Annotated in this window: 15 protein-coding genes; 14 read left to right on the top strand and 1 reads right to left on the bottom strand. The window is 59.6% G+C overall.

Going from position 1 to position 17,435, the window contains the following annotated elements:
- Nucleotides 1-18: 18 nt before the first annotated feature.
- A complete protein-coding gene (locus tag TRM7557_RS08050; RefSeq protein ID WP_058289703.1) occupies nt 19-1,035 on the bottom strand; it encodes a LacI family DNA-binding transcriptional regulator in 1,017 nt (338 codons plus the stop codon).
- Nucleotides 1,036-1,181: 146 nt separating this feature from the next.
- Between TRM7557_RS08050 and TRM7557_RS08045 the strand changes: the two genes are divergently transcribed.
- The 14 genes from TRM7557_RS08045 (at nt 1,182) to TRM7557_RS07980 (ending at nt 17,359) form a co-directional block, all read left to right on the top strand.
- Entirely contained in the window at nt 1,182-2,693 is a 1,512-nt protein-coding gene (locus TRM7557_RS08045; RefSeq protein ID WP_235811430.1) for a sugar ABC transporter ATP-binding protein, read from the top strand.
- Nucleotides 2,694-2,699: 6 nt separating this feature from the next.
- Nucleotides 2,700-3,719 carry an ABC transporter permease gene (locus tag TRM7557_RS08040; protein WP_058289701.1) on the top strand — a complete coding sequence of 340 codons (1,020 nt, stop codon included), beginning with the start codon at nt 2,700-2,702 and terminating at the stop codon, nt 3,717-3,719.
- Nucleotides 3,720-3,740: 21 nt separating this feature from the next.
- On the top strand, nt 3,741-4,784 hold the full coding sequence (locus TRM7557_RS08035; protein ID WP_058289700.1) for a substrate-binding domain-containing protein: 1,044 nt from the start codon (nt 3,741-3,743) through the stop codon (nt 4,782-4,784).
- A 135-nt stretch (nt 4,785-4,919) separates the two neighbouring features.
- Complete coding sequence (locus TRM7557_RS08030; RefSeq protein WP_058289699.1) at nt 4,920-5,684, top strand: ATP-binding cassette domain-containing protein; 765 nt, start codon at nt 4,920-4,922, stop codon at nt 5,682-5,684.
- A 13-nt stretch (nt 5,685-5,697) separates the two neighbouring features.
- Nucleotides 5,698-6,825, top strand: coding sequence for an ABC transporter permease (locus TRM7557_RS08025; protein WP_058289698.1), 1,128 nt, complete (start codon nt 5,698-5,700; stop codon nt 6,823-6,825).
- 82 nt (nt 6,826-6,907) lie between these two features.
- Nucleotides 6,908-8,050, top strand: coding sequence for a substrate-binding domain-containing protein (locus tag TRM7557_RS08020; protein WP_207382644.1), 1,143 nt, complete (start codon nt 6,908-6,910; stop codon nt 8,048-8,050).
- 82 nt (nt 8,051-8,132) lie between these two features.
- Complete coding sequence (locus tag TRM7557_RS08015) at nt 8,133-9,095, top strand: YncE family protein (protein ID WP_058289697.1); 963 nt, start codon at nt 8,133-8,135, stop codon at nt 9,093-9,095.
- A complete protein-coding gene (locus TRM7557_RS08010; protein WP_058289696.1) occupies nt 9,092-10,102 on the top strand; it encodes a 4-hydroxythreonine-4-phosphate dehydrogenase PdxA in 1,011 nt (336 codons plus the stop codon). The genes TRM7557_RS08015 and TRM7557_RS08010 overlap by 4 nt, the downstream gene beginning before the upstream one ends.
- A 12-nt stretch (nt 10,103-10,114) precedes the next feature.
- Nucleotides 10,115-11,290, top strand: coding sequence for an L-rhamnonate dehydratase (locus tag TRM7557_RS08005; RefSeq protein ID WP_058289695.1), 1,176 nt, complete (start codon nt 10,115-10,117; stop codon nt 11,288-11,290).
- Nucleotides 11,287-12,198: a dihydrodipicolinate synthase family protein gene (locus TRM7557_RS08000; protein WP_058289694.1), complete on the top strand. Its 912-nt coding sequence runs from the start codon at nt 11,287-11,289 to the stop codon at nt 12,196-12,198. The genes TRM7557_RS08005 and TRM7557_RS08000 overlap by 4 nt, the downstream gene beginning before the upstream one ends.
- Before the next feature lies 1 nt (nt 12,199).
- Complete coding sequence (locus TRM7557_RS07995; RefSeq protein WP_058289693.1) at nt 12,200-13,702, top strand: aldehyde dehydrogenase (NADP(+)); 1,503 nt, start codon at nt 12,200-12,202, stop codon at nt 13,700-13,702.
- Between the two features lie 99 nt (nt 13,703-13,801).
- The gene (locus TRM7557_RS07990; protein WP_058289692.1) at nt 13,802-14,800 is read left to right on the top strand and encodes a LacI family DNA-binding transcriptional regulator; all 999 of its coding nucleotides are present in this window, start codon (nt 13,802-13,804) and stop codon (nt 14,798-14,800) included.
- Nucleotides 14,801-14,899: 99 nt separating this feature from the next.
- Nucleotides 14,900-15,988 carry an ABC transporter ATP-binding protein gene (locus TRM7557_RS07985; RefSeq protein WP_058289691.1) on the top strand — a complete coding sequence of 363 codons (1,089 nt, stop codon included), beginning with the start codon at nt 14,900-14,902 and terminating at the stop codon, nt 15,986-15,988.
- 42 nt (nt 15,989-16,030) lie between these two features.
- The gene (locus TRM7557_RS07980; RefSeq protein ID WP_058289690.1) at nt 16,031-17,359 is read left to right on the top strand and encodes an extracellular solute-binding protein; all 1,329 of its coding nucleotides are present in this window, start codon (nt 16,031-16,033) and stop codon (nt 17,357-17,359) included.
- Nucleotides 17,360-17,435 lie beyond the last annotated feature (76 nt).

Here is a 17,435-nt window from a genome sequence, read left to right as displayed (position 1 = left end):
TAGACCGCAGGAGGCCCTTTAGGGGGCCTTCTGTACGGTGGTGCCGGGGATCAGGCGAAAGCCCACGTCCTTGGTCGACACCATCGGCTGCCCGGCGATCCGCGACAGCATCAGTTCCGCCGCCTGCTGGCCAATCTTCAGATGTGGCACCGAAATCGAGGTCAGCCGATAGGGCTGGATCGAGGCAATCGGAAGATCCCCCCAGCCTGCAATGCCAATATCATCCGGCACCGACAGGCCCTTTTTCTTGCAATACTCATAGCCACCGACGGCCATATTGTCGTTCTGGTAAAAGATCACCTCGGCCTCTTCGCCCGAGGCCAGCAGCTGTTCGGTGCCATAGTAACCGGGGTAAAAACCGGGTGCGTCGCGCAGTTGCAGCTGTTTGATCAGCGTGCCACCCGCATCTTCGATGGCCTTTGTATAGCCTGCCAACCGAGAGCTGGCGGCATTGGCAGAGTGATGCGAGGTGCCGATATAGGCAAATTTTCGGTAGCCATTGGTCGCCAGATAGCGCCCCATGGAATAGCCGCTGTCAAAATGGTTGAGGCCCACACACATGTCCAAAGGGGCAGAGTTGAAATCCCACAGCTCCACCACCGGCAGGCCCGAGTTGCGCAGCATCTGCACCGCGCGCGGGGTGTGCGACCGGCCCGTGACGATCAGCCCGGCGGGCTGCCAAGACAGAACCGTCTCAATCCACTTCTCTTCGTTCTCGAGCGCGTGTTCGGTCAGCCCCAGCACCGACTGATGGCCAAAGGCCACCAGCTTGCGGTCGATGCCTTCAAGAACCTGCGCAAAGATCTCATTGCCGAGTTCGGGAATGGAAACACCCACAAATGTGGTCTTTTGATCACCGGCAAACACCGTCGCCAATCGATTCGGCAAGTAGCCAAGACGGTCTACCTCGGCCATGACTTTGGTGCGGGTTTTCTCGGAAAAACCACCCTCATCCCGCAAAACCCGGCTGGCCGTCATTTTGGAGACACCTGCGGCGCGGGCAACTTCGGCGAGGCTTACTTGCTTGTTTTTCATCGGTGTTTCAGTGTTTTTTCAGGCTTACGTTACGGGTAACGTTTTTTGTTGACTTATTGTGGCTCCCGTCGAATGCTAACGTAACGTTACGGGTAACTCAACACATGTTGGGAGGCATGGAGGACCCGAATTCGGAGGAGGACGTTGTGCTGACGACAACGCAGAACAATCTGTTTTTTGACGGCATCAAAAAGCACTTCGGCGGCACCTATGCGCTGCGGGATGTGTCATTGAATGTCGAACCCGGGGAAATTGTGGCCCTGTTGGGGGAAAACGGCGCCGGGAAATCGACGCTGATCAAGATCCTTGGCGGGATCCACAAGGCCGATGAGGGCCGGGTGTTGATCAATGGCACCCCTTACGAACATCGCCCCGGCGGGTTTGGAGAGCGCCAGTCGGTGGCTTTCATCCACCAAGACCTTGGCATGATCGAATGGATGACCGTGGCGGAAAACATGGCGCTGGCGCTGGGATACGCGCGCCAGTCCGGCATGATCCGCTGGGGCCAGGTCGAAGAGTTCGCCCGCAAAGCCTTGGCCAAGGTGGGCTGTGACTTTGATCCGACAACCCGTGTTCAGGACCTGTCGCGCACCGAAAAGTCGCTGGTGGCGATTGCCCGTGCGCTGGCGGTGGATTGCGATTTTCTGGTGCTGGACGAACCCACGGCCTCTTTGCCTGCAGATGAGGTGGAGCGATTGTTCGCCGCCCTGCGTCCGCTGAAAGAGCAAGGGGTAGGGATGATCTATGTCTCGCACCGTCTGGACGAGATTTTCCAGATCGCGGATCGGGTGGCGGTTCTGCGCGACGGCGAACTGGTTGGCCTGCGCAGCATTGAACACACCACACCGGAAGAGCTGGTCTATATGATCGTGGGGCGCAAGACGCGGCAGGTGATGAAATCCACCACTGAGCAGGGCGCGCCAATCCTGCAGGTGCGCGATCTGTCGGTGGGGGCAACCGGGCCGGTGAGTTTTGACCTGCACAGCCAAGAGATTGTGGGACTGGTTGGTCTGCGCGGGGCAGGGCACGAAGACGTGTCCCGCGCGCTGTTTGGCGCGAAGGCGTTTGAAGGCACCGTGACCCTGAACGGCAAGACGCCGGATTTGGCCTCCCCCCGGTCCGCGTTGCAGTCCGGTATTGGCCTTGTGGCCCGCGACCGCACCGAAGAGTCGGTGGCCATGTCGCTGAGCATTCGGGAAAACACCTTTTTGAACCCTGCCGCCGTGGGCCGGTCGCTGTTTTCCTTCCTCAGCCCCAGTGACGAAAGTGCCCTGGCCGAAGAGATTGGCGCGCGGGTGGCGTTGTCGCCCAATGATCAGAGCATGGCGATTGAATCGCTGTCGGGCGGCAATCAGCAGAAGGTGGTCATTGGCCGTTGGCTGGAGACCGGCCGCGAACTGCTGATTTGCGAAGACCCCACAGCGGGCGTCGATGTGGGCGCCAAGGCCGAGATCTATGCGCTTTTGAACAAGGCGATGGAGGATGGTCTGGGGATCATCATTGTTTCTACCGATTTTGAAGAAGTGGCCACGGTGTGCCACCGTGCAGTTGTGTTCAGCCAGGGCGAGATCGCCGGGCAGCTCACGGGTGCAGAACTGACAACAGAGAACCTCATCCAGGCCGCCAGCGCCGGGAATGCGGTCGAGACGCAAGGGTAACTGATCATGCAATCGCTTGAATCCAACGCATTGGAACCCACCAAGGCCGAGCTTAAGGGCGCGGATACCAAGACCCGACTGCTGCGGTTCCTGCCGGTCTATGGGCTGGTGATCCTGACGCTGGGGCTGATCCTGCTGTTCTCGATCCTGCTGCCCACAACCTTTCCGACCTTGTTGAACCTGCGGGCGATTATTTCGGACAAGGCGATTATTGCGCTGTTGTCGCTGGGGGCGATGATCCCCATGGCAGCCGGGCGGATCGACCTGACCGTGGGCTATGGGATTGTGCTGTGGCACATTCTGGCGATTTCGCTGCAGACCATGTTTGGCCTGCCCTGGCCGATGGCAGTGGCGATCGTTCTGGGACTTGGTTTGCTCACTGGGTTCCTGAACGGTCTGCTGGTTGAGGTCGCCAAGATTGACAGCTTTATTGCGACCCTTGGCACCGGCACCGTGCTTTATGCGCTGGCGCTGTGGCACACGGGCGGCCGTCAAATGGTGGGGCTTCTCCCTGACAGCTTCTATGCGATCAATGGCACCTTTGTCTTTGGTCTGCCGATCACCGGTTACTATGTGCTGGGGATTACGATCACCATGTGGCTGATCTTTGAATACACGCCAATTGGCCGCTACCTCTATGCGATTGGGGCAAACCAGCGCGCGGCGCAGCTGAACGGCATTCCGACCCGCAAGTTTGTCATCGGCGCGTTCATGTCTTCGGGCTTTATCACCGCCTTTGCAGGCGTGCTCTTGGCCTCCAAACTGCGCATTGGTCAGGCTTCTGTGGGGCTGGAGTTCCTGCTGCCTGCACTGGTCGGCGCATTCCTGGGCTCAACCACCATCAAACCCGGCCGGGTCAATGTCTGGGGCACCGTTGTCGGTGTTGCCATTCTGGCGGTCGGGATCTCTGGCATTCAGCAATTCGGGGGATCCTTCTGGGTCGAACCGATGTTCAACGGCGTAACCCTGCTCATCGCGATTGGAATCGCAGGCTACGCCCAGCGGCGCAAAGGCGCCAAAAAGTAACCATGCATAAGGGAGGAGATTATGCACAGACGAACACTCATGGCGGTGTCCACCGCCGCGATCCTGGCAGGGATTGGCCTGCCTGGCGTCGCGGCAGAGTTTGACGGGCCCACCACTGGCCCCACAGCTGCCGAAGGACATTCGATTGTCGTGGTGGCCGGCGACCTGAAGAACGGTGGCATCCTTGGTGTGACCAGCGGCGTGGAGGAAGCGGCTGAAACCATCGGATGGGATGTGCGGGTTCTGGACGGCGCCGGATCGATCCAAGGGCGCACGGCAGCCATCGGTCAGGCCATGGCGCTGAAACCCAGCGGTATTATCATCAACGGCTTTGATGCCGTGGAACAGCAGGCCGCGTTGGAAGGGGTTGCAAACGCTGGTATCCCAATGGTGGCCTGGCATTCGGGTCCCAAGATCGGCTGTGATGCGCCGGGCGGTATTTTTGTCAATGTTTCCACCGACGCGATGACCGTGTCTGAGGTGGCCGCGAAATGGGCGATGGAAGACGGAGGTGACAAGGTAGGAGCTGTCATATTCACCGACTCCACCTATCAGATCGCGATCGACAAGGCGGACCGGATCAAAGAAACGATCGAGGCGATGGGGGGCAAGGTGCTCGAATATGTCGACACGCCGATTGCCGATACCTCGTCCCGGATGGGGCCACTGACGCTGAACCTTGTGCAGAAATACGGCGACAGCTGGACCCATGCGCTGGCGATCAATGATCTGTATTTCGACTTCATGGGGCCATCTTTGGCTGCGGCTGGGATCTCCAGCGGTCAGGGTCCGCAGGCGGGGTCTGCAGGCGATGGATCAGAAGCCGCGTTCCAGCGCATCCGCACAGGTGGCTATCAGCAGATCACCGTGGCCGAGCCGCTCAATCTGCAAGGCTGGCAGCTGGTGGACGAGCTGAATCGCGCCATTCAGGGCGCGCCCTGTTCCGGTTATGTGACCTCACCTGCGCTGGTGACACAGGACGGGCTGGCGAAACTGGGCGACAGCAACCAGTTCGACCCCGCCATTCCCTACCGAGAGGCCTATAGCGCCATCTGGGGTAAATAAGCACTCCCCGCCTGTCGGCCCCGATCAACGCATCCTGCGGGGGCCGACCCTTTTCCAACACAGATGTTTCGCGCCGGGATTTTCCCGAGGTGGCGGAGCTATGCCCGAAACAGGGCAACACGAAGGGAGAAAGCCATGACGGATCATCCACTGGTCCAGATGCGCGGCATCACCAAACGTTTTGGCGGCGTCACCGCGCTGCAGGACGTGAACCTCGAAGCCTATGCGGGCGAGGTGCTGGCGATTGTCGGCGACAACGGCGCCGGAAAATCCACGTTGATCAAGATCCTGACCGGGGTCTACCAACCCAGCGAGGGAGAGATCTTCCTTGATGGGCAACCGCTCGAGATGGCGAGCCATTCGGATGCGATCGCGCAAGGCATTGATGCGGTTTACCAGACGCTGGCGCTGGCCGATCATCTGACACCAGCGGCCAATATGTTCCTTGGCACCGAGCTCACGCGCAAGGTTGCTGGGATTGAATTCCTCGACAATCGCCGCATGAAATCCGAGGCCGCCCGTGTGCTGGACGAACGTCTGGGCGTGCGGCTGCGGTCGATGGATGTGACCACCGACAGCCTGTCGGGCGGTCAGCGTCAGGCGGTCGCCATTGCGCGCGCCGTCTATCACGAAGACCTGCGGGTTTTGGTGATGGATGAACCCACCGCCGCGCTCGGCCCGCAAGAAACCGCGCGCACCCTGAAGCTGATCAAAGCGCTGCGCGAACAGGGGCTCGCCGTGATCCTGATCAGCCACTCGCTGGATGATGTGTTCGAGGTCGCCGACCGCGTGCATGTGCAGCGCCGGGGCCGCCGCGTTGGCGTTGTGGAGACAGCAAACAGCACGGTGCAGGAAGTTCTGGGCCTGATCGTTGGCGCCCCCGCCAATGACGCCGCATGAGGAGGAATAAGATATGAGCGCAGTTGCAACAAATTCCACCTCAAGGTCGCTGATGGAGCGGCTGGAACCTTACCTCGCGATCATTGGCCCAATGGTCATGATCCTTGCCATCCTGCTGTTCATGGGCGTGGCAGAACCGGCGCGGTACTTCCGCTTGTCGAACCTCAACCTGATCCTGCTGGATGCGGCTCTTTATATGCCGATGGCGATGGCGATGACCTTTGTCATCACCCAGCGCGGTATTGACCTGTCGATTGGCTCTATCGCTGCGCTGTCGGGCATCTTGATGGCGTTCCTGATCAAACAATACGGCTTCCCGGCTTATGTTGCCGTGCCGCTGGCGCTGGTGCTGGGCGCGCTGATGGGGCTGATCAATGGGCTGATCATCACCCGGTTCAAAGTGCCGGATCTGATTGGCACGCTGGCCATGGACCTTGTGTATCGCGGTCTTGCGCTGGTGATCGCCAAGGGGCTGGTGCTCGCACGGTTTCCCGAGATGGTGACCGAAATCGGTCGCGGTCAGATCCCCGGCTTTATCCCGGTCCCCGTCGTGATCGGCCTGCTGACCATGGCACTTGGCTATATGGTGCTGAAGCAGACGCATTTTGGCCGCTACACCATTGCGATTGGCTCCAGCCCGGAAGCGTCCGAGATGACCGGCGTCGCGGTGGATCGTCACAAGGTCTATGCCTATGTGCTGATGGGCGCCTGCGCCGCACTGGCCGGTGTCATGCTGACCGGCAAGCTGAACGCGATCCAGGCGACATCTGCGCCTTACTTCAACCTGCATGTGATTGCGGCGGTTGTGGTCGGGGGCACGTCCCTGTTTGGCGGTCGCCCGTCCATGGTCGGCTCGCTCGCGGGCGTTTTGCTGTTGTCCATGATGATCAATGCGCTGGTGACCCTGCGGATCGAGTTCTTCTGGCAGTCGGTGGCCTCGGGCGTGGTGATCGTCAGCTCGGTCGCGCTTTACACCTGGATCCAGAAGAAAGACCGCGACGGGGCGCTTGGGTTGCTTGCCAGCCTGCGGTCGAAAGAAGCGCAGCGCATGTTCCGCTTTTCTGCCGCCCTTTTGGGCGCGCTGATCCTACTGCTGGCCATTGGCGCCGGGCTGGCAGTTGACCCCACCCCAAGCGGGTAAGGGAAACGGCGCTGGCTGGGGGTAGGAGCCCGGCCAGCGCCACGCAAGGCTCCACATCATCGCGAAACGGGAGGAACTTACGATGACAAAATCCAACACTCTACTGCTGACCACAAGTGCAATTTTTGCCTTTGGCACCATGGCATTCGCCGAAACGCTGCCTTTGCGCGAACTGCCGGGCATAGAAAGCCGCGACTACTGGGTGCCGGGGGAGGTCAATGCCGAAGGCAAGCTGGAGGCCATGCAGGAGGTGGTCGGCAGCGCGGCGGTGCCCTTCACCGGCAGCCTCGACAAGCCGGTGCAAATTGCGCTGATCTACCCCTCGGCCGATACATCCGACTTCTGGGCGCGCAACTATCTGGCGCTGACCAAACGTCTGGACGAACTGGGCATTGCCTATGAGACCACCGAATTCGCCAGCCGTCAGATCGAACATTCGCTGCAATCGACCTATGCCAATCAGGTGGTACAGGACGGCGATCTCTATGACTTTGTGATCTTTGGCCCGTCGGAACTGGCCATTCAGGCGGATAATATCGACAAGATGTCGGCGTCAGATGGGTTTTCGACCTTTGTCTGGGCGTTTCACACGCCGCTGAAGGATTTGAAGAACCAGCCGGATGCGTGGTTTGATTTCTCGTCTGCGGCGGGGGCGCTGACCATGTGTGACTATATGCTCGGCCGTTTGGGCAAGGATATCACCATGGCGATGAACCGGGGCATTCCGGGGATCACCGACAATCAGCGTTCGGGTGATTTCAAAGCTTGCGTAGAGGAAAAGGGCGGCTGGACCACGGCTTATGAGCATTACGGTGAATACCAGCGCGAAGGCGGCTTTGAAGGCACCAGCCTGATCATGCAGGCCTATCCAGAGGCGACGATCATCCACAATGCCAATACGGCCATGGCGATGGGCAGCGTCGAAGCACAGGTCGCTATGGGCAAAGAGAAAGAGATCTTCTCTACCGGTTGGGGCGGCACCGGGCTGGAGCTCGATGCCATCCGCCGGGGTGAGCTGGACGCGACGCCCATGCGGATGGGCGATGACGTGGGCGCGGCCACAGCCGAGGCAATCAAAGCCCATCTGGAAGACCGCGCGGGCGATCTGCCCTTTGTTTTCCTGGGCCGGATCACCGTCGCACATGACCAGATGAGCGCAGAGGAGATCGATGCGCTGGAACAAGAAGCCTTCCGCTTTTCCGGGGTTGGCGCGCTGGAGCGCTAATTTCTTCAAAAGCGGTTGACGAAAGACCTGTGACCGGTCACATTGTGACCGGTCACAAGATTAGACCACGGGAGGAGATTCGATGGCCCAATCCATGATGCTGATCGAGAAGTGCAGCCACTGCGTGAGCTGGTACGATATCGAGACAGGCGCACTGCAAGGACGACTGGCGCTGCCGGACTACCCGCATGAATTCGTGGTCGATGCGGATTACCACTATGCCTATGTTGGCCACTACGGGGTGCAGAACTCCGGGATTGATGGCACGGACGGGCGGTCGGTGATCGTGATCGACATCCGTAAACAGGAAATCGTTCACACCTATGATCTGGGCGAACATGCCCGCCCCCATGGGATCGATCTGGACGGGCAGGGGCGGCTTTATGTGCTGTCGGAATGGACCGGCCATCTGCTGGTCAAAGAAAACCCGCGCGCCTTTGATCAGGGTTGGGACCACATCACGCCCACCGGCGGGGTGAAATCGCATCTTTTCGCGATCACCAATGATGGCGGCACAGCTTACTCCATGAACCTGATGTCGGGCGATGTGACGGTGTTTGACCCTTACGACGAAGGTGTTGCGCCGGTGTCGATCAAAACCGGTGAGAAACCCGAAGGCCGCTGCCTGCGCGAAGAGGCGGGGATCCTTTATACCTCGCAGCGGATCTCCAACACGGTGGCGGTGATCGACACCGAAACGCTGGAAATCCAGCGCAGCTTCCCAACCCCGGATGACCCCTGCCGCATCTACTATGACGGCAAGCGCAACCGGCTGGTGACCATGAACCATTTTGGCGGCTCGTTCAGCGTCTTTGACGAGGCTACGGGCGAAATGCTGCATGAACAAAAGACACCGGCGAACCCGCTGGCGCTCTGTATCGATGACAGCTGCGACTATGCCTATATCGCGATCGACTGCGAGCAGGTGCAGCGCTTCAATCTTGATACGTTCGAGGTGGTGCAGACCTTTGATACCGGTAAAGAGCCTGACGTGATGGTCATCCTGCCGGACGGATTTTCGAAATACTGGGAGGACTTGGCGTGACCAAACCACGGATCGCCATTGTGCCGGGCGACCCTTCGGGGATCGGGCCGGAACTGATTGCAAAGCTAGTGAATGACGAAGGCGTTCTGGACGCGGCCAATGTGCTGCTGGTGGGTGACAGCCACCTCTGGCAGCAGGGGGCAGGGCAGACCGATCTGGCGGTGCCGCTTGCGACCATTGGCGAAGCAGACATCGCGGATCAGGATGGCATGTCCCATCTGGAGATGGAGACCATCTCGCCCGAGGATGTGAAAGTGGCGGAAGTCACTGTTGCGGGGGGCACCACATCGCTGCGCTGCTTGGACAAGGCGTTGGATCTGGCGCAGGCGGGTCTGGTCGATGGCGTGCTGTTTGGCCCGTTCAACAAGGCGGCCATGACCTCAGCCGGTCTGAACGCCGAAGACGAACATAAATACATGGCGCGCTATCTGGGGTTTGACGGCTACCACTCTGAAATCAATGTGCTGGATGAGCTGATGACCACCCGCGTCACCAGCCACATCGGGCTGAAGGACGTTGCGGCCAATATCACTGAGGCAGGCATCCTGAAGGCGGTGAACCTTGCCCATGACACGTTGGCCAAGGCAGGTCACAGCCGCCCGCGCATCGCAGTGGCTGCGCTGAACCCCCATGCGGGCGACAATGGCAAGTTTGGCCGCGAAGAGATCGACGTGCTGGAACCGGCTGTGCGCAAAGCGCAGGAAAAACAGATGGATGTCACGGGGCCTTGGCCTTCCGACACTGTATTCCTCAAGGCCAAGCGCGGCGAGGTCGATGCGGTTGTGACCATGTATCACGACCAGGGCCAGATCGCGATCAAGCTGATGGGCTTCGAGCGCGGCGTGACCGTTGCGGGCGGCCTGCCGATCCCGGTGGCGACCCCGGCCCATGGCACCGCTTTTGATATCGCAGGACAGAACAAGGCCAACCTTGGCGCAACCCGGCAGGCCTTTGATCTGTTGGTGCGCATGGCAGGCACACATCGAACCGCGCGTGACGCTGGCTGAGGAGACAAGACAATGACCAAGATTAAATCCGTGCGCACGCGCGTCTGGAACTGGACGGGGCCGACGGTGCCGCCCACGGGCAATTTCTGCACCAATGCGTCAGATGTATTGTGGGACAAGGGCGATGCTATGTCGTCCTTCCGCTTTCACCAGTGGCTGACCTGCGAGGTTGAAACCGAAGACGGCACCATCGGCATCGGCAATGCAGCCCTTGCGCCGACCGTGGTGAAGAAAGCCATCGACGACTGGTTCGCGCCCATGGTGATTGGCGAAGACCCGTTCGATTACGCCTATCTTTGGGAGAAGATGTACCGCCGGTCCCATGCCTGGGGACGCAAGGGCATTGGCATGACCGCGATCTCTGCCGTGGATCTGGCGATCTGGGATCTGATGGGCAAGCTGACCGGCAAACCAGTGTTCAAACTGCTGGGTGGTCGCACCAAGGAAAAGATTCCGGTCTACTATTCCAAGCTCTATGCAGGGCCGATCGAGTCGATGCAGGCCGAAGCCGAAGAGGCGCGCAAACATGGCTATCAGGGCTATAAAATGCGCTTTGGCTGGGGCCCCAAGGACGGCATGGCGGGCATGCGCGAGAACCTCAAACGGGTCGAGGCCGTGCGCGAGGTTGTGGGCTATGACGTGGATCTGATGCTGGAATGCTATCAGGGCTGGAACGTCGACTACACCAAACGCATGCTGCCCAAACTTGCCAAGTATGAACCCCGCTGGCTGGAAGAGCCGGTCATCGCCGATGACGTCGAAGGCTACCGCGAGCTGAACGCGATGGGGATCGTCCCGATTTCGGGTGGGGAACACGAATTCTCGGTCATTGGCTGTAAGGATCTCATTGAAAAGAAAGCGGTTTCTGTCCTGCAATATGACACCAACCGCGTGGGTGGCATCACGGCGGCGCAGAAGATCAACGCGATTGCCGAGGCGTTTCAGCTGCCGGTGATCCCGCACGCAGGTCAGATGCACAACTACCATCTGACCATGGCCAATGCGAACTGCATGATCGCCGAATACTTCCCTGTGCATGACGTCGAAGTGGGCAATGAACTGTTCTATTACATCTTTGAAGGCGACCCGGATGCGGTGGATGGCTTTATTGATCTGGACGATGACAAACCGGGTCTGGGGATTTCGATCACCGATAAATACCTCGAACATTTTGAGGTGACGGAATGACCGCCTACACCGGAATTTGGCCCGTCGCGCCAACGCCGTTCAACGATGACGGCACGCTCGACCTTGAGGGCATGAAGCGGGTGTTAGATTGCCTGATCGATCAGGGTGCGGATGGTATCTGCATCCTCGCGAACTTCTCTGAACAGTTCCTCCTGTCGGATGCAGAGCGCGAGGTGTTGACCCGGCTCAGCATCGAACATATCGCGGGCCGCGTGCCTGTGATCGTCACCATCAGCCACTATGCGACCCAGATCGCGGTGGAACGTGCGCAGCTGTCCAAGGACCTTGGCGCGGATATTGTGATGATGATGCCGCCCTATCACGGCGCGCTTCTGAAAGGCACGGCGCAGCAGACGTTTGAGCAGTTTCAGGCGGTGGGCGAGGTCGGCATCCCGATCATGGTGCAGGACGCGCCGCTGTCCGGAGTCGACCTGCCGGTGCCGCTCTTGGTGAAAATGGCGCGCGAGATTGAACAGGTGAAACTGTTCAAGATCGAATGCCCGCGGGCTGCGAATAAACTGCGCGATCTGATTGCCGAAGGCGGCGACTTTATCGAAGCGCCTTTTGACGGTGAAGAGGCGATCACGCTGCTGGCGGATCTGGACGCAGGTGCGACGGGGTCGATGACCTCGGGCATGATTGTCGATCAGATCAAACCGGTGCTGACCCATTACTATGCGGGTCGTATTGACGAGGCGACCGCTGCCTATGGCCGTGTGGCCATGGCGATCAACCACGAGAACCGCCAATGCGGCTGGCAAAGCTGCAAGGCTGCCATGGTCGAAGGTGGCGTGATCAAATCTGACGTCTGCCGCCATCCGATCCCGGCGCTGCATCCGGCGATCAAATCGCGGCTCTTGGATCTTCTGAAACCTCTGGACCCGATGGTCCTGACCTGGGGGAAATAACATGCTTTTGGGCAAAAATCTGATTAATGGCGCATGGGTCGGCTCTGACCGCATGTCCCCAAGCGCGGACCTTGATGGGTTTGAATTTGCACAGGCCACTGGCGAACAGGTCGACATTGCCTGCGCGGCAGCCCGCGCGGCCTTCCGCACCTATGCCAATACCTCTCGTGGGGATCGCGCCGCGTTTCTGCGCGCCATTGCCGAAGAAATTGACGTGCTGGGTGATGAGATCACCCAGACCGCAATGAAGGAAACCGGCCTGCCCGAAGCCCGCCTTGTGGGCGAACGCGGCCGCACCACCGGTCAGTTGCGCATGTTTGCGGATCTGATCGAAGACACCCAATACCTCGACATCCGCAAGGATGAGGCGCTGCCGGACCGATCCCCTCTTCCCCGGCCCGACCTGCGCCTGACGCACAAAGCCATCGGCCCTGTCGTTGTCTTTGGTGCGTCGAACTTCCCGCTGGCCTTCTCGACCGCTGGGGGCGACACCGCGTCGGCCCTGGCGGCGGGGTGTCCGGTGATTGTCAAAGGTCATGGCGCGCATGCTGGCACAGCCGAATTGGTAGGCCAGGCGGTGGCCAAGGCGATGACCCGCTGCGCCATGCCTGCGGGCACCTTCCAGATGCTGCAAGGGTCGGGCCGCGAAGTGGGCGCCGCGCTGGTGCAGCACCCGGAAATCCGCGCAGTGGGCTTTACCGGGTCGCTGGCGGGTGGTCGGGCGCTCTATGACCAGTGCCATTCTCGCCCGCATCCGATCCCGTTTTATGGCGAACTGGGATCTGTGAACCCGATGTTCTGCCTGCCTGCGGCCGTTGCCGCACGCGGTGACGCGCTGGGCACCGGCTGGGCCGGATCGCTCACCATGGGGGCAGGGCAGTTCTGCACCAACCCCGGTGTTGCGGTTGTGGTCAAAGGCGACGGCGCGGATGCGCTGGAAGCGGCCTGCGTTGCGGCGCTGAAGGATGTGGCCGAGCAGACCATGCTGACAGACGGCATTCACGAGGCCTATGTCAAAGGCGTGCAAACCTTCCGCGAGCTGATGGTCGAGGTCGGATCTTGCGGTGCGGCTGCGGGCAAACGCGCGGCCTTGCCTGCGCTGTTCAAAGTGTCTGCCAAGGAGTGGATGGCAAATCCGCACCTTCAGGAAGAAGTCTTTGGTGCCGCAGGTATTCTTGTCCTGTGTGACGATATCGCAGAGATGCAGGCCCTGGCCGAAGGGTTGGAAGGTCAGCTGACCACCACCCTGCATCTGGATGACGCCGACATGGATCTTGCGGCAGCACTTCTGCCGGTTCTGGAGGAAAAAGCAGGCCGGATCCTGGCCAACGGCTTCCCCACCGGCGTTGAGGTCTGTTCGTCCATGATGCATGGCGGCCCATACCCGGCAAGCACCGATGTGCGGGCCACATCGGTCGGCACCTTGGCGATTGTGCGCTGGCTGCGTCCGGTGTCCTTCCAGAATATCCCAAGCGCGCTTCTGCCCGAAGACCTGCGGGGGTAATCTGGCGATTGTGACCGATCCCATTTTCTCCTAAACTGTTGATAAGAAGTGAGGGAGGCTCTGGTGGGAAGCAAATCAGGCGGTCGCAATCAAGTAACAATGCGAGACGTCGCCAAAGCGGCCGGCGTCTCGCGCATGACCGTGTCGCGGGCGCTGAAAAAAGACAGCCCAATCTCCAAAGAGACCCGCGATCACATTCTCAAAGTGGTCAAGGAAATGAATTACGTGCCCGACCAGATGGCGGGCAGCCTGACCACCAAGAAGTCCGGGTTTGTCGCGGTTCTTCTGCCGTCTCTCAACAACTTGCACTTTGCCGAAACGGTTCAGGCGCTGACCGATGAGCTGGAAGCCGTCGGTCTGCAATTGCTTCTGGGCTACACGGGCTATTCGGTCGAACGCGAAGAGCAGCTGATCGAAACCATGCTGCGCCGTCGTCCCGAAGCGATCGTTCTGTCCTATGACGGCCATACGGATCGCACGCTGGAACTGTTGCAGGATGCGTCGATTCCAGTGGTCGAAATTTGGGAAACCCCGGACAAGCCCATTCAGCATACGGTTGGCTTTTCCAACAGCGATGCGGCGCGGGATATGACGCGGGAACTGGTCGCTAAGGGTTTTAAAAATATCGTTTTCCTCAGCGAAGAAGAAGATGACTGGACCCGTGGTGCGGCCCGGCGCGAAGGCTATCAGACCGCTATGATCGAGGCCGGGCTGGTGTCGCATTCGGTGCGCTTTGGCGCGCCCCCGCTGAGTATCGAGAACGGCTCTGCTGCAGCTGAAAAAATCCTGTCCGAAATCCCGGATGTGGACTGTATTTTCTGTGTTTCGGACCGCGCGGCCTTTGGTGTGCAAAGCCGCCTATTGGCGTTGGGGAAATCGGTGCCGGGGGACATTTCGGTTGTCGGGTTTGGTAACTTTGAAGTCTCCCGTTTCAGCTCGCCTGCAATCTCTACGGTTGTTGTGGACCCTGTCTCTATCGGGCGGGAGGCCGGCAGTTTGATTGCGTCAGTTTTGAATGCCGAAGCGACAAATGACGAATCGCCAATACAGATTTCCATCCCCCCGATACCTGAATTTCGGGCCAGCAGTCGCGACTGAGGGGAAAAACTTGCTAAGGCTTTGAATAGTTTCAATTTATAAATCTTTGTGACCGGTCACATATAGGGTATTGTGACCGGTATCAAGGGTGGAGACAAAATGCCTAATATTCGTTTAGAGAACCTCGTGAAGCGCTATGGAGAGTTCCAGGTTCTGCATGGAATCAACCTCGAGATGAAGGAAAACGAGTTCACCGTTCTCGTTGGCCCCTCGGGATGCGGGAAGTCGACAACGCTGCGGATGATTGCTGGTCTGGAGACGGTTTCGGACGGTGAGATCTTTATCGACGACAAGCCCGTCAGCCATCTGGAACCCAAGGCCCGTGACCTTGCTATGGTGTTCCAGGATTACGCACTTTATCCGCATATGGACGTTGCCAAGAACATGTCTTTTGCCCTGCGTCTGGAGCGCCGCCCGAAGGCGGAGATCGACGCGAAGATTAAAGACGTGGCTGAAATGCTTGGCCTGACCAAATTCCTGCACCGCAAACCGGGTGAACTGTCTGGCGGCCAGCGCCAGCGTGTTGCCATGGGCCGTGCGCTGACCCGCAACTCTGGCACCTTCCTGTTTGACGAGCCGCTGTCGAACCTCGACGCCAAACTGCGCGGGCAGATGCGGGCGGAACTGGCGCTGATGCGCCAGAAGGTTCAGAAAAACATGATCTATGTGACTCATGACCAGATCGAAGCCATGACGCTGGCCGATCGGATTGTGGTGATGCACGGCGGCTATATTCAGCAGCAGGGCACCCCGGAGGAGCTGTACAAGCGCCCGGTGAACAAATTTGTTGCGGGCTTCCTTGGCTCCCCGCCGATGAACTTTCTTGAAGGCGACTTGGCCGATGTGGATGGGCGTCTGTGCGTGCAGGGGCAGGGGTTCTGCCTGGCGCTGTCGGACGAACGCCGCCAAGCCCTGGCCAATGCGCCGCGCGGTCCCGTCACCATGGGCATTCGCCCCGCTGACCTGACCTATGCGCCCGATGCCGGTGACAACACCGCGCTCGACCTGCGGGTTGTCGTGTCTGAATACATCGGTGCCCAGTCGGTGCTGATCTGCGATTGCGCAGGCCAGAAGGTCGAGGTGGAGCTGAAGTCCGACACCCCGATCGCCTTGGGCGAAACACTTCGGTTTGCAGCCAATGCGCAGGCCATACATCTCTTCGATCGCGAAACGGAGGAGGCGCTCTAAGCGTAGGAGCTGAGCGCAAACAAAACAGCATGGGAGGAGCAAATGCTGACTAATTTCAACTTCACAGGGGCCGCCGTCGCCTTGGCAATGACCGCCGGGGCCGCCGCAGCTAATCCTTATGAACCCTATGCGGGAACCACGCTGGTCGTGAACTTTCCCGCGCATCCGCATTTTGATGCCGTAATGGAGGTACTGCCGCAATTCACAGAAGAAACTGGTATCCGGGTGGAAGTGGACCAGCTTCAATATCTGAAGATGCGCGAAAAACAGACGCTGGAACTGACCAAGCGCAAGGGTGACTATGACCTGATCGCTTATGTGGTCTTCTCCAAGGCGGACTATGTCTATGCCGACCAGCTGGAGAACCTGGCGAAATACTTCATGAATCCGGCGCTGGCAGATCCCGGCTATGACGCAGGCGACCTGATTGACGGCTATGTGGCCAATATCGGCGTGGCGGGCGGTGACAAAGGCTATCTGCCGGGGGCGACCGGGTCGCTGTTTGGGATCCCGTTTGGGTCCGAGACGTCGATCCTTGGCTATCGTCAGGACATCTTTGACAAGCATGGGCTGCAGGTTCCGACCAATTACGAGGAACTGCTGGACGTGGCCTGTAAGATCCCGGAACTGGAGCCCGGCATGGGTGGTCTGGCGTCGCGCGCGGCCTCTGGTCATCACGCAAGCCACGCGTTCCTGCTGCACCTTGCACCACTGGGTGGTCGCATCTTTGACGACCAGTGGAACCCGATTGTGAACAACGAGGCCGGTGTGGCCGCGGCTGAGGCGCTGAAAACCATTGTGGATTGTGGTGCCGAAGGCGCCAAGACCTTTGGCTTTGCCGAAGCAGGCGCGTCCTTCCTGCAGGGCAATTCGGCAATGTTCCTCGACTCCACCGTCTTTGCGGGTCAGGTGAACAACCCCGAGAAGTCCAAAGTTGTTGGCAAGGTCGCATGGGCCCCGCATCCGATGGGTGTGCGCCGTGGCAGCCAGACCGGTGGTTTTGGCATCGGCATTCCGGGCAACGCCCAGAACAAAGATGCGGCCTTCCTGCTGATGCAGTGGCTGACCTCTAAAGAAGCCGACAAAGCGATTGCGATTGCCGGTGGCAACCCGTCGCGCTTCTCGACCCACAGCGACCCAGCTGTGCTGGAAGTTCAGCCGCACCTCGAGGTCTTTGGTAAGGCGCTGGCCTTTGCAGACCCTGACTGGCGTCCGATCATCCCCACATGGGGCAAGATCAACGCTGACCTTGGCACCACGCTGAGCCAGGTTCTGACCGAAGATCTGGACATCCAGACCGCGCTTGACGGTGTGGCAGAGCGGGCCCGTGGCATCATGGAAGACGCAGGCTACTACACCTGGCAGAACTGATCTGACCAAAGCTTGGTCTTAGGACCCGGTCCTCGAGGGTGCCCGTCTGCAACGGGCGGGCACCCACCGCAAACGA

Origin of the sequence: Tritonibacter multivorans, from assembly GCF_001458415.1 — a bacterium.
In the GTDB taxonomy this organism is placed as follows: Bacteria; Pseudomonadota; Alphaproteobacteria; order Rhodobacterales; family Rhodobacteraceae; genus Epibacterium; species Epibacterium multivorans.
This window is presented reverse-complemented; position numbering and strand designations above follow the sequence as displayed.